The sequence below is a fragment of the Erwinia sp. S38 genome (genome assembly GCF_016624545.1).
Lineage (GTDB): Bacteria > Pseudomonadota > Gammaproteobacteria > Enterobacterales > Enterobacteriaceae > Erwinia > Erwinia coffeiphila.
This window is the reverse complement of record NZ_JACVTS010000012.1, coordinates 135053-148468: the sequence shown is the minus strand read 5'-3', so window position 1 is coordinate 148468 and position 13416 is coordinate 135053. Positions and strand designations below refer to the sequence as shown.

Genomic DNA, 13416 nt, shown 5'->3' with positions numbered 1-13416 from the left:
ACACCAGACAACCAAGGGGTATCATCCTTTCGGACAACGCTTCAGAGAATGATGAAATTTCATGCCGTACATTGCTGAAAGGAGCCGGGGCGAGAATTTGTAGAAATTGAACATCGCCAGTCACGATCGGCGAGCGAAAAAAAAAGCACCGCCTGGCGGTGCTTTTTTCGGTAAACCAGCCCGATTAAGGGCCGGTTGGAAAGGATTACAGCAGGCCTTTCGCTTTAGCGACAACGTTGTCCACGGTGAAGCCAAACAGGTCGAACAGCTGCTCAGCTGGTGCAGATTCACCGAAGCTGGTCATGCCGACGATAGCGCCGTTCAGACCGGTGTATTTGAACCAGTAGTCCGCGATACCCGCTTCAATCGCTACGCGAGCGCTAACCGCTTTCGGCAGCACGGATTCACGGTAGGCAGCATCCTGCTTGTCGAAGGCATCGGTAGACGGCATAGACACCACGCGAACTTTGTGGCCTTCCGCAGTCAGTTTGTCGAATGCGCCAACCGCCAGCTCAACTTCTGAACCGGTCGCAATCAGGATCACATCAGGGGTGCCCGCGCTGTCTTTCAGCACGTAACCACCGCGAGCGATGTTCGCCAGCTGCTCAGGGGTACGCTCCTGCTGTGCCAGGTTCTGACGGGACAGGATCAGTGCGGTAGGACCGTCATGGCGCTCGATACCGTATTTCCAGGCCACTGCGGATTCAACCTGGTCACATGGACGCCATGCGCTCACGTTTGGCGTAACGCGCAGGCTGGCCAGCTGCTCAACAGGCTGGTGAGTCGGGCCGTCTTCGCCCAGACCGATAGAGTCGTGGGTGTAAACCAGCACCTGACGGACCTTCATCAGTGCCGCCATACGTACCGCGTTACGCGCGTATTCCACAAACATCAGGAAGGTTGCGGTGTAAGGCAGGAAACCACCGTGCAGGGTGATACCGTTAGCGATCGCGGTCATACCGAATTCGCGCACGCCGTAATGGATGTAGTTACCCGCTGCATCTTCGTTGATTGGCTTAGAACCGGACCACATGGTCAGGTTGCTTGGCGCCAGGTCAGCGGAGCCGCCCAGGTATTCCGGCAGCAGTTTACCGAACGCTTCGATCGCATTCTGAGACGCTTTACGGCTGGCGATTTTCGCCGGATTAGCCTGCAGCTGCTCAACAAATTTCTGCGACTCTTCTGCCCAGTTAGCCGGCAGCTCGTTGCTTACGCGGCGTTTGAACTCGGCTGCCAGCTCAGGGAAGGCTTTCGCATAGGCGGCAAATTTCTCATCCCATGCAGATTCTTTCGCCTGGCCTGCTTCTTTCGCATCCCACTGAGCATAAATGTCCTGTGGAATTTCGAACGGTGCATGAGTCCAGCCCAGCTGCTTGCGAGTCAGTTCAATTTCAGCATCGCCCAGCGGTGCACCGTGGGAATCGTGAGTACCGGCTTTGTTCGGTGAACCGAAGCCAATGATGGTTTTGCACATCAGCAGTGAAGGCTTATCGGTAACCGCTTTCGCTTCTTCTACTGCCTTTTTAATCGCTTCAGCGTCATGGCCGTCGATGCCGCGTACTACGTGCCAGCCGTAAGACTCAAAGCGCTTCGCGGTATCGTCGGTGAACCAGCCTTCAATGTGACCATCGATAGAGATGCCGTTGTCATCATAGAACGCCACCAGTTTGCCCAGCTTCAGCGTACCCGCCAGTGAGCAGACTTCGTGTGAGATGCCTTCCATCATGCAGCCGTCGCCCATGAACACGTAGGTGTTATGGTCAACAACGTCGTGCCCAGGACGGTTAAACTGTGCGGCCAGCGTGCGCTCGGCAATCGCAAAGCCAACGGCGTTAGCAATACCCTGGCCCAGCGGACCGGTGGTGGTTTCTACGCCTGCGGTGTAACCGTATTCTGGGTGACCTGGGGTTTTGGAATGCAGCTGACGAAAGTTAGCCAGTTCGCCGATTGGCAGATCGTAGCCTGTGAGGTGCAGCAGGCTGTAAATCAGCATTGAACCATGGCCGTTGGAAAGTACGAAGCGGTCACGGTCGGCCCACAGCGGGTTAGACGGGTTGTGGTTCAGGAAGTCGCGCCACAGAACTTCAGCGATATCAGCCATACCCATTGGGGCACCCGGGTGGCCGGATTTGGCTTTCTGTACCGCATCCATACTTAATGCGCGAATGGCGTTGGCAAGCTCTTTACGAGAAGACATTTTCTACTCCAGGTCGGATTTAACGCTTCGCCGTACTTAACCTATTGTAATTAATGAGTTATCAGGCAAAGCCGAAGGAAAGTCGACCATCAATGTACATGAAATATGGGTAACATGTACATGGCGCAGGATGTAAAAATAATCACATAAGTTGCACTTTGGGAATCTCCCGACTAGGCAAAGACGACAGCAGAGGCTATAACTCAACTATCTGGCGGGTTATTAACCACCCTTCCACTCGCTAACTTAATGATTTATTTACCTTGTTACTAATAATGGATAAACCGGAATGAAGAAACGCATTTCTTTAGCTGCCCTGGCGCTGGCAACCCTTATTTCTGGCTGTCAGAACTTCGACAACAATGGACTGATGCAGTCCGGCGCACAGGCGTTTCAGGCTGCCACGCTGAGCGATGCGCAGGTAAAAGAGCTAAGTGACAAATCCTGCCAGCAAATGGACAGCACCACACCAATCGCTGATGCCAACAGCAGCTATACCAAGCGTTTAAACAAAATTTCTGCCGCACTGGGCGATAACATCAACGGCACGCCGGCAAACTACAAGGTTTACCTCACCAAAGACGTCAATGCCTGGGCGATGGCAAATGGCTGTATCCGGGTTTACAGCGGCCTGATGGATATGATGACCGACAATGAAGTTGAGGCGGTTCTGGGCCATGAAATGGGCCACGTTGCGCTAGGACACTCGCGCAAGGCTATGCAAGTGGCCTACGCGACAACGGCCGCTCGCACCGCCGCTGCATCTGCCGGCGGCATTGCCGCTTCCCTTTCCCAGTCGCAGCTTGGGGATATCGGTGAAAAACTGGTGAATTCACAGTTCTCGCAGCGTCAGGAGTCGGAAGCAGATGATTATTCCTACGATCTGCTGCGCAAACGCAACATAAACCCGGCAGGACTGGCCACCAGCTTTGAAAAACTGGCGAAGCTGGAAGCGGGACGGGAGAGTTCCATGTTCGACGATCATCCGGCTTCTGAAGCGCGAGCGCAGCATATTCGCGAACGTATGGCGGCAGACGGAATCAAATAAACTCAAAGCGGGCTAACCGTCACTTCCAGCGGATAGCCCGCATTAACAGATGGACAATGAGCAGCACAATCAGGCTGACAGTCCACGCATTGAAAACGACGTTGAAGATAATTTGATTAATAATAAACATAGATTATAAATTTAATACAAAAGACATTAACAAAGCATAATTTGCCGACTAAATCGCACGACGTGTTAATTATTCTAATTACAACCCAGATTCCCGGACAGATTCATCTCCGCCAGAAATTATAAAAAATCATAACTCATCCATTTATGCACTTTATTATTCCTGCCTCAGGAAAGACCAAATCAAACATTGCAGGTAATTCAAATACAAAGTTCTTGCATAGCGCTCTGAGCCTGGGCCTAATAGGTATTTAACGATTGCAATCGCTTAACCTGTGGTGAATACCATCGGGGTAAAATTTATATTTCATATTATTCAGCAAGAGAATTAACTCCAGTGAAAAAAGAACTATTATTAATTACATTAAACTTATGTGCCGTAATACCGGCCATCGCCAGCGAGCAAGCAGACAGCAAAGGTTTTATCGCAGACAGCCATTTAGACCTGCTGTTACGTAACGCTTATATTGACCGCGATTACCGCAACGGCGTGCAGGATAAAGCCGAATGGGGCCAGGGTGCGATTACCAAATTCCATTCAGGCTATACCGAAGGGCTGATTGGTTTCGGCGTTGACGGCATCGCGCAGTACGCCGTTCGCCTTGATGGCGGACGCGGTCGCAGCGGCGCCAGCGGCATCGACTTCTTCAAACAGGGGAACGACGGCGGTCGGGCTAAACGCGATCTGGCAAAATTTGGCGCTACCGCCAAAATGCGCATTTCGAACACCGTACTGAGCTACGGTAATCAGTACCCCATTTTGCCCATTCTCTATGCCGATGACTCACGCCTGCTGCTGGAAACCTATACCGGAACAATGCTGACCTCGAAAGAAATTACCGGGCTGGAGATCAACGCCGGTTACTTCACGGACGAGCAGCGTAAAAGCGACGACCGCCACAACAGCGGCCTGAAAAGCCTGTCATTCGGCGGTGCCAGCTATCAGTTCAGCGATCGATTCAGCGGCTCGGCCTATGCTTCCGATGTTAAAGACGTGCTTAAAAAACAGTATCTTGGCATGAACTATAATCAGCCATTCAGCAATAAACAAAAGCTGATCCTCGACTTCAACGGCTATAACTCGCGTCTTGATTCTGACTATGCGCGCAGGCTCGATACCGGCCGCAATAACACTATCTGGAGCCTGGCGGCGAGCTATATCTGGGATGTTCAAACCTTCGAACTGGCTTATCAGCACAGCAGCGGCAGTACCGGTTATCAATACGGTGGCTATCGCAATGCTGACGGCACAGGCGACGGCGGTAACACTATCTGGCTGTCCAACTCCTACTGGTCGGATTTTAATGGTGAAGGCGAGCATTCATGGCAGGCTTCTTACGGGCTGGATTTTTCCGGTGTGGGCGTGCCGGGGATGAGCTGGACTACTGCTTACGTTCGCGGGGATAACATTGAAACCGCTGAAACCCGCAACGGTAAGGAACACGAGTGGTTTAACCAGATTCAGTATCAGGTGCAAAACGGTCCGGCGAAAGACCTGAAGCTGACCCTGCGTTATTCCATACTGCGGGTATCCAGCAACGCCAGCGATTATAACGTCGGGGGTAACGAGGTTCGCGTATACGTTGATTACCCGTTTAGCGCGTTTTAACGAAGTTATTTCATCGCGAAATGACAGAAGAAAAGACGACTGCCGCACGCCATTGCGCGGCAGTCGTTATCGGGCTTAGCCTTTGTTAGCTGCCTGAACGTGCAGCATATCTAACGCCAGCGTTGCCGCTGCCAGAGCAGTGATATCCGACTGGTCGTAGCCTGGCGCCACTTCGACCAGGTCCATTCCCACAATGTTCATTCCCTGCAGGCCACGGATCAGTTTGGTGGCTTTATCGCTGGTCAGCCCACCGATAACCGGCGTACCAGTACCCGGTGCGTGAGCAGGATCGAGGCAGTCGATGTCAAAGGTCAGATAGATTGGCAGATCGCCGACGATCTGTTTCACCTGAGCAAGGATATCGTCGACGCTGCGATCGTTAACCTGCGCCGCATCCAGCACGTTAAAGCCCAATGAGCGATCAAATTCGGTGCGGATACCAATCTGCACCGAATGTTCCGGCGAGATCAGCCCCTCTTTCGGCGCGGTATAGAACATAGTGCCATGGTCGAAAGTTGGGCCGTTGTCATAGGTATCGGTGTGGGCATCGAAGTGCACCAGCGCCATCTTACCGAAGGTTTTCGCGTGCGCGCGCAGCAGCGGCAGTGAGATATAGTGATCGCCGCCGAAGGTCAGCATGCGTTTGCCGTTCGCCAGCAGCTTTTCTGCATGCGCCTGCAGCTTGTCGCTCAGATCCTGCGAATCACCGAAGGCATACACCAAATCGCCACAGTCAATCACGTTAAGACGTTCGCGCAGATTGAACTGCCACGGCCAGCGGCAGCCTTCCCACGCCAGATTAGTCGAGATCTGACGAATAGCACCCGGCCCCAGACGGCTGCCAGGGCGGCCGGAAGTCGCAGCATCAAAAGGTACGCCGGTGATCACCCATTCGGCATCGCTGTCGTACGGCTGGAAGTTGACCGGGAAACGCATAAATCCAAATGCATTTGAAACCAGAGAGTTATCATACTGATTACCCAAAGTGTTGTGCATAACGACTCCTTAATTGACTGTTCAGCCAGCGCTGACGGCTCGCTACAGATGAAAAAAAATCCCCGCCGCGTCGTTAGGCCCGACGAGAAAGGGATTTGAGATTGGTGAACGAAATATCACACCAGATTATGCCTTTATTTTAGCATGTTCAGGGGAACGCGTGTGAAGCGCTTACCCCATTCCCCCCTAAAAAATCAGTCCCGCTGGAAATAGTCAAATTTAGACTATTGACGAAAGCAAAAAATGACCTCATACTCTTTTCATCACCTGGAGGCGCTATGAATCTGACACGACATGCTTACAAACGAATGAATGAGAGATGTATTCAGCAGGCTTTGATTGATATCGCACTTAAATTTGGTTCAGATTCAGGCGATGGAGAAAAAGTTATTCTGGATAAAAAAACAATTACCGCGATGATGGGTACATTATCTGGTCTTCTTCAGCAGCTCGAAAAACTGAAGGGGCGAGGTGGACTGACAATAGTTGAAGTGAATGAGATGCTCATCACCGCTTACTATAACAATTCGTTCGATGTTAAAAAGAGAAAAAACAGCCATGAAAAACGTTACGATAAATGAAGATCATTTTGGTCAGGGATCTTTAGGTCAGACTAAAAACACCCCGACTAAATTAAACATAAAAATCAATAAAGTTGACCTGACGATTCTGGATGAACTGGCTGCGCTGACCGATGATACGCGTTCTCAGGTCGTTAATGCAGTGATTGAAACCCTGGTATATAAATTCTTCAATCAGGATGTTGAAAATTTTGACACTCGCTACCTGCTGGCATCAGAGGCGGACAAACGTAATCCTGAATTAAACAATTCATTATCCATTGATAAAAGCTGGCTATACGAAATCGATCCAAATGGACAGATCGGCCAGGTGGAAAATAACTATTATCAGCAACAGAATTTTTATTCTCAAGAACATGATGATATCAAATCAATTCTTTCTTCAAGTGTGAAAAAATAAAATGAAAAAACTTTCTCAGGTTATCAACGAACGTTTAGCTAACAGCAACAGCAGTGAATATGTCACTATCAGCTATCGACCAAGTCATAAAATTGCAGCCATGATCGATGTGATGTGTGATATTTACGGCCAGAACAAAGCAAATTTGTTTTACGATAAGATCGGTGAACTGCTGTCAGAATATCTTCTCACTTCGAAGGAAAGCATTCCACTGATTAAGAAAACTGCCGAGGAGTACAGCGAGGATGAGCTTTCTCGCTCATGCATTGGAGCATTAATGGAAAGAGGTACGCTCTCCATAGACTGGCCCCAGGATGAGAAAATTCGCCAACAGATTGTTGATGCTTTAAAGGGATGAGCCTGTGAATAATCATACTGAAGTAGAAAAATACTTTATTACTCAGGGCTCCTATCGTGGCCTGACCTACCAGTTTGGCATTAATTTTTCAGATGTAACAGTATCACTGTGCCAGCAGTATTATGATAATGATAATTTAAGATTCCTGCTCACCGATCGTGATATTTCTCTACTTTGGTTAACGCGGGCTCTGTTCAAAGAACTGGATAATCGTTTTATTCATCAGGCACGCCAGAAAACTCAGAATATGAGTTTATTATTTGATAATAAGACAACACCAAAATATCATAAATCCGAACATTGCAATGCATTGCTTAACAACTATATTAATTTTGAAGTCCCCCCGGAAATCACCGTGCGTGGGGAAAATGAAGTACTAAAATGCAAAAAATTTGCCCATGATAACAGGCATCTTTTACAGGAGGATGAAGAGAAATTTATCCTGCACCTCTCCGTGCAGTTTGCATTGAAAAATCCACCAGTGAAGCTACAGAAAAACAACTCCGGACGTTATCAGTTTAGTTCACTATCTCTGGAAGAGATAAAAATAGTTGTTGATGAAAAAGTTGAAAAAGCAAAGGCGTTGATGGCTGAACACCAGGATGTGTGTAACAAGCGTTATAAGCCTGCGCGCAATATGCAAAATGATTCAGAGGCGTTGAAATTATGGCTACAAGAGTTAAAGCCGGCGCTGATGGAAGCACTGTTTCAGTACGGTTTGAGAAAATTTGGCCCGAAAAATTTTAGCTTCGAAAAATCATTTCTGGAAAAGTTTGGCTTTGAGCCTTGCATGATGTGCTGTAAATAAAATGGTTGCGATGAGATATTCTTTACTGCTTGAAATTTTACCTGTGGTAAATAAAGCTCAGATAAGGCTGAACGGATAACCGTTCAGCCTTATTATTACTTACTCATCTTCTAAGTAAGTATAGCCGTACAGGCCCGCTTCGAACTCTTCCAGGAACTGCGCGCGCAGCTCCTCATCGAGATCGCTTTCTTTAATCTGGTTGCGGAAATGCGTCAGCAGCTCGGCAGGATTCAGCTGCACGTACTCCAGCATATCCGCTACGGTATCCCCTTCGTCAGACAGCTGAACTTCCACGCTGCCGTCGGAGAAGGCAAACACGTCCACCGCTTCGGTATCACCGAACAGGTTATGCATGTTGCCGAGGATCTCCTGATACGCACCGACCATAAAGAAGCCCAGCATCGGTGGGTTATCCACGTCGTACTGCGGCATCGGCATCGTGGTGGCAATTCCGTCACCGTCAACATAGTGATCGATGGTGCCGTCCGAGTCACAGGTGATATCCAGCAGCACCGCACGGCGCTCCGGCACTTTGTTCAGCCCTTCCAGCGGCAGTACCGGGAACAGCTGATCGATACCCCACGCATCCGGCATTGACTGGAACAGTGAGAAGTTGACGTAAATCTTATCCGCCATCCGCTCCTGTAGTTCATCAATAATCGGACGGTGCGCGCGGTTGCTCGGGTCCAGGTGCTGCTGAATATAGTTACAGATGTTGAGATACAGCTGCTCGGCCCAGGCGCGCTGAGTCAGATCGTACGTACCCTGCGAATAGCCGGTATGGATATCGTGCAGATCCATCTGGCTGTCGTGCAACCATTCGCGCAGCGAGCGGCGGTTGTTCGGCTCGTGCATCTCCTGCCAGGTGTCCCACATGCTGACGATCGGGCGTGGGGCATCGCCGGCTGGCGGTTGTGGGGTACTGAACTCGTTACGCTCAACGCCGATGATATTGGAAACCAGTACGGTATGATGCGCAGTCACCGCACGACCGGATTCGGTGATCACCGTCGGATGCGGCAAATTGTGCTCTTCACAGGCATCGCCAATCGCCCAGATAACGTTGTTGGCATATTCGTTCAGGCCGTAGTTCACCGAACAGTCGCTCTGGGAACGCGTGCCTTCATAGTCAACACCCAGACCACCACCGACGTCAAAACACTGAATATTTACGCCAAGCTTCGCCAGCTCAACGTAGAAACGCGCCGATTCACGTACGCCGGTGGCGATATCGCGAATATTGGCCATCTGCGATCCCAGATGGAAATGCAGCAGCTGCAGGCTTTCCATCCGCCCCGCTTCGCGCATGATCTCAACCAGCTTCAGCACCTGAGTCGCCGACAGACCGAATTTCGATTTCTCACCGCCGCTCGACTGCCACTTGCCGGAACCCTGTGAAGCCAGGCGCGCACGGATACCGAGGCGCGGCACGACGTTCAGGCGTTCAGCTTCTTCCAGCACCAGCTGGACTTCGGTCATTTTTTCCAGCACCAGATAGACCTTGTGGCCCATCTTTTCGCCGATCAGCGCAAGGCGGATATATTCACGGTCTTTATAGCCGTTACAGACGATCACTGAACGGGTCATCCCGGCGTGCGCCAGTACCGCCATAAGTTCGGCCTTGGAACCGGCTTCCAGCCCCAGCGGTTCGCCGGAGTTGATCAGGGATTCAATGACGCGCTTATGCTGGTTCACCTTAATCGGATAAACCAGGAAGTAGTCGCCGCGATAGCCGTAGGATTCGCGCGCACGCTTGAAGGCCGCGTTAATTGAACGCAGGCGATGTTGCAGGATCTGAGGGAAGCAAAACAGCGCCGGTAAACGCTGGCCGTTGGCTTCGCGTTCTTTTACCAACTTCGCCAGGTCAACGCGCGCTTCAGGGACGTCGGGGTCCGGGCAAACGCTGATGTGGCCCAGTTCGTTGACGTCATAGTAGTTATTGCCCCACCAGGCAATATTGTAAGTACGCAGCATTTTGCTGGCTTCTTGATCGCTCATGGCCACCTCCTGCATGGAGCGGAGAACACCCTGTTCGCCCGCTGACGAACCCATTACATTCTTTATGTCGTCAGACATTGCGAACCTCAAATTGTAGTAAAGCAAAACGGCAAGCCGCCGCAGAATTAACCTGTGACGATAACCCATCAATTACCGGGATGTTCAGCCTGGCAGACTGAAGTACCGCTAAAATCGGTTTCTGAAGTATAACATTGTAAAACACGTCGCGGACTCCGTATAACGGGTCAGAAAACCAATAGAGACAACTCTCAGGTAAATCTGAGAGAACCTGGTCACAACGTCAGAAGCAGATTAACCGGCGCTGGTGTCGGGATTGTTACCAATGCGCACAAAGTTTCGGCAAGTAGTACAGGAAGTCGTACCGCATGAAGGGATATTGAACACGCCGGAACGGCGTAATTGAACGAGTGAAACACCGTGGTTCATTACTGTTGTCACCTCCACACACACCGACCGGTGCGTGGAAAAACCAAAAACTGCGGGTGAATACCAGCGCGTATTTTTTCATTGCTGGCGGGTCAGTTGCGTGCCTCAAATCATGCTCAAAGGCAGCGCCGTTTTATACAGCTACGTGACTAAAATTGCAAAATCTAAATGTGCCGGTTGGGATATCTGTCAGGATAATTTTCCACTTTTTACAAATGATAAAACTCTCCCCGGTAAAAAATGCTGGCAATCCGCTTAACGTGTAACCTAAAATAGCCATCCAGATGTTAATCCATCTATACTGGTTAACTTCTAAGCGTCTTTGATTTACCTCCGTTACTACGGGGGCGATATCCCTGAAAAGGATAATCACTGCTCATGGCTTTGCCTGAGGGGGGCGCTAAGAACAGATATCTGTCCTGAATTTCAGGCTAATCTCCATTTTTTGCGCTATGCAGTCGATCTTCAACCCGTATTAGTAAGGTAAAGAATATAATGGCTAAACACCTGTTTACTTCCGAGTCCGTATCAGAAGGACATCCTGATAAAATCGCCGACCAGATTTCCGATGCCGTGCTCGATGCAATTCTCGAGCAGGATCCGAAAGCACGCGTGGCCTGCGAAACCTATGTAAAAACCGGCATGGTGCTGGTTGGTGGTGAAATTACTACCAGTGCATGGGTTGATATCGAAGAGATCACCCGTCAAACCGTGCGCGATATCGGCTATGTTCATTCCGATATGGGCTTTGATGCCAACTCCTGCGCCGTACTGAGCGCAATTGGTAAACAGTCTCCTGACATCAACCAGGGCGTTGATCGTACCGATCCGCTTGAGCAGGGTGCCGGTGACCAGGGCCTGATGTTCGGCTACGCCACCAATGAAACCGACGTGCTGATGCCCGCTCCGGTAACTTACGCACACCGTCTGGTGCAGCGCCAGTCTGAAGTGCGTAAAAGCGGCAGCCTGCCGTGGCTGCGCCCGGATGCGAAAAGCCAGATCACCTTCCAGTACGATGACGGCAAAATTGTCGGTATCGACGCAGTGGTACTGTCTACTCAGCATTCCGAAGACATCTCGCAGAAAGATCTGCAAGAAGCCGTGATGGAAGAGATCATCAAGCCGGTTCTGCCCGCTGAGTGGATCAATGCCAGCACCAAATACCACATCAACCCGACCGGCCGTTTCGTTATCGGTGGCCCAATGGGTGACTGCGGTCTGACCGGTCGTAAAATCATCGTTGATACCTACGGCGGCATGGCTCGCCACGGCGGCGGTGCGTTCTCCGGTAAAGATCCATCAAAAGTTGACCGTTCAGCGGCGTACGCTGCGCGTTACGTAGCGAAAAACATCGTGGCTGCCGGTCTGGCCGACCGCTGCGAAATTCAGGTTTCCTACGCTATCGGCGTTGCAGAGCCAACCTCCATCATGGTGGAAACGTTCGGCACAGAGAAAGTCTCTACCGAGCAGCTGACTCTGCTGGTGCGCGAGTTCTTCGATCTGCGCCCTTACGGCCTGATTCAGATGCTGGATCTGCTGCATCCGATCTACCGCGAAACTGCAGCCTATGGTCACTTTGGTCGCGAACATTTCCCATGGGAAAAAACCGACAAAGCCGCTCTGCTGCGCGATGCTGCCGGTCTGAAATAAGTTTTCTGCCGCTGTGCTGAGGGTGCTTTCGGGCTGCCCTCCAGCGTGATTAAGCCGCCGTCTTTTAGATGGCGGTTTTTTTTGGCCTGTGCGGTGATGACCAGCCTCTGCTGCAGGTACCGGGCGGCTCTCGCGCCGCTTTTTGATACCTTCGCTGTATCGTGTGTGCGAGGGTGCCCAGCCTCTGCCGCGGATACCGGGCGTCCTCGCGCCACGCTTCGCGTGGTGCCTTCGGCTTCGGCATCCGGCCTCCCGGACCGGCGAAGACGGGCGTCCTGCCCGGCTTCGCCTGACGCCAGCTTCCCTGCTGGCATCTCCTGGCCTGCTGCCTACGTCTCAGCGCTGCGGATTGCCCGGTACCCACGGCAGAGGCTGTTCCCTATGACCTTCAGAGTCGCGTTTTTACAAACAACTATTCCCGTCAGAACGTTTATTACTGGTGTTCAGGCATAATCTGGGCAGCAAACTACTCCCCCTCACGCATCCTGCTCGCTGTTTGTCGCATCTGGCATACATCACGGAAGCAGCACAGCAGGCTGACTGTTCACCCGACCGGATAATCCGCAGCGCTGAGCGGAGAAAGGAAGCCAGGATTCGGCCGCATGGACGCGGACGAAAGACAAAGCCGGGCCATGGACGGCCCGTCTTTGGCGGTCCGACAGGCTGACGAACGTAGTGAAGGCACCACGCAAAGCGTGGCGTGAGGACCATCCGGGCGGGGGAACAGCCAGCCAGCGCAATCTCCATAGCAGCACACCCCATCAGCCCATCAGCCCATCAGCCCATCAGCCCATCAGCCCATCAGCCCATCAGCCATTTTCAACATCCACAAACACATTCCGCAACCAAAAATTAACACCCGCACAACCAGCTATACTCTAGGTAATCCAATGCGCCAAATTGGTATCGGTTACACAAACAAACACTCTGTATTTCCTATATTTAAGACATCAGCTCATTGCCATAAATATACAAAATATTATATTTTCAGAAACATCCGGCAACCATTAATCACAGTGAGAAAAAATACAACAAAACATCGTTAAATACTGATTAAATGGCCGGTTTATGCATCCTGCCTAAGTTTTAACCCACCACAACAAGTGTAACCGATTACACTGATGTGACCTAACGCACAGTCTGATGGAAGCAGGTTGTCTAACATTGACGGCAATACAAAGCAGTCATTTATGGA

10 protein-coding genes are annotated in these 13416 nt (G+C 50.9%); 7 read left to right on the top strand and 3 right to left on the bottom strand.

Going from position 1 to position 13416, the window contains the following annotated elements; genetic code table 11:
• Positions 1-205: 205 nt before the first annotated feature.
• Positions 206-2197, bottom strand: coding sequence for a transketolase (gene tkt, locus IBT46_RS14955; RefSeq protein WP_200546322.1), 1992 nt, complete (start codon positions 2195-2197; stop codon positions 206-208).
• Between the two features lie 289 nt (positions 2198-2486).
• Between tkt and IBT46_RS14950 the strand changes: the two genes are divergently transcribed.
• Together IBT46_RS14950 and IBT46_RS14945 are read left to right on the top strand one after the other, a co-directional pair.
• Positions 2487-3245 (top strand): M48 family metallopeptidase, encoded by a 759-nt coding sequence (locus tag IBT46_RS14950; RefSeq protein WP_200546321.1) that lies wholly within the window; start codon positions 2487-2489, stop codon positions 3243-3245.
• Positions 3246-3711: 466 nt separating this feature from the next.
• On the top strand, positions 3712-4983 hold the full coding sequence (locus IBT46_RS14945) for an OprD family outer membrane porin (protein ID WP_200546320.1): 1272 nt from the start codon (positions 3712-3714) through the stop codon (positions 4981-4983).
• Between the two features lie 75 nt (positions 4984-5058).
• On the opposite strand, the gene speB is transcribed toward IBT46_RS14945, so the two are convergent.
• The gene (gene speB, locus IBT46_RS14940; RefSeq protein ID WP_200546319.1) at positions 5059-5979 is read right to left on the bottom strand and encodes an agmatinase; all 921 of its coding nucleotides are present in this window, start codon (positions 5977-5979) and stop codon (positions 5059-5061) included.
• A gap of 278 nt (positions 5980-6257) precedes the next feature.
• On the opposite strand from speB, the gene IBT46_RS14935 reads away from it, so the two are divergent.
• Genes IBT46_RS14935 through IBT46_RS14920 form a run of 4 tightly spaced genes read left to right on the top strand, consistent with a single transcriptional unit; the run spans position 6258 to position 8126 of the window.
• On the top strand, positions 6258-6560 hold the full coding sequence (locus IBT46_RS14935) for a DUF4258 domain-containing protein (protein ID WP_200546318.1): 303 nt from the start codon (positions 6258-6260) through the stop codon (positions 6558-6560).
• Positions 6538-6960 carry a hypothetical protein gene (locus IBT46_RS14930; protein WP_200546317.1) on the top strand — a complete coding sequence of 141 codons (423 nt, stop codon included), beginning with the start codon at positions 6538-6540 and terminating at the stop codon, positions 6958-6960. Before IBT46_RS14935 ends, IBT46_RS14930 begins: the two co-directional genes overlap by 23 nt.
• Before the next feature lies 1 nt (position 6961).
• Complete coding sequence (locus IBT46_RS14925; RefSeq protein ID WP_200546316.1) at positions 6962-7318, top strand: hypothetical protein; 357 nt, start codon at positions 6962-6964, stop codon at positions 7316-7318.
• 4 nt (positions 7319-7322) lie between these two features.
• Positions 7323-8126: a hypothetical protein gene (locus tag IBT46_RS14920; protein WP_200546315.1), complete on the top strand. Its 804-nt coding sequence runs from the start codon at positions 7323-7325 to the stop codon at positions 8124-8126.
• 99 nt (positions 8127-8225) lie between these two features.
• On the opposite strand, the gene speA is transcribed toward IBT46_RS14920, so the two are convergent.
• Positions 8226-10202: a biosynthetic arginine decarboxylase gene (speA, locus tag IBT46_RS14915; RefSeq protein ID WP_105592370.1), complete on the bottom strand. Its 1977-nt coding sequence runs from the start codon at positions 10200-10202 to the stop codon at positions 8226-8228.
• Positions 10203-11066: 864 nt separating this feature from the next.
• Between speA and metK the strand changes: the two genes are divergently transcribed.
• On the top strand, positions 11067-12221 hold the full coding sequence (gene metK / locus IBT46_RS14910; RefSeq protein WP_105592372.1) for a methionine adenosyltransferase: 1155 nt from the start codon (positions 11067-11069) through the stop codon (positions 12219-12221).
• Positions 12222-13416 lie beyond the last annotated feature (1195 nt).

Excerpts from the sequence above, each read along its gene's own strand:
- tkt (WP_200546322.1), bottom strand. The coding sequence starts at position 2,197 with ATGTCTTCTCGTAAAGAGCTTGCCAACGCCATTCGCGCATTAAGTATG.
- IBT46_RS14950 (WP_200546321.1), top strand. The coding sequence starts at position 2,487 with ATGAAGAAACGCATTTCTTTAGCTGCCCTGGCGCTGGCAACCCTTATT.
- speB (WP_200546319.1), bottom strand. The coding sequence starts at position 5,979 with ATGCACAACACTTTGGGTAATCAGTATGATAACTCTCTGGTTTCAAAT.
- IBT46_RS14935 (WP_200546318.1), top strand. The coding sequence starts at position 6,258 with ATGAATCTGACACGACATGCTTACAAACGAATGAATGAGAGATGTATT.
- IBT46_RS14930 (WP_200546317.1), top strand. The coding sequence starts at position 6,538 with ATGAAAAACGTTACGATAAATGAAGATCATTTTGGTCAGGGATCTTTA.
- IBT46_RS14925 (WP_200546316.1), top strand. The coding sequence starts at position 6,962 with ATGAAAAAACTTTCTCAGGTTATCAACGAACGTTTAGCTAACAGCAAC.
- speA (WP_105592370.1), bottom strand. The coding sequence starts at position 10,202 with ATGTCTGACGACATAAAGAATGTAATGGGTTCGTCAGCGGGCGAACAG.
- metK (WP_105592372.1), top strand. The coding sequence starts at position 11,067 with ATGGCTAAACACCTGTTTACTTCCGAGTCCGTATCAGAAGGACATCCT.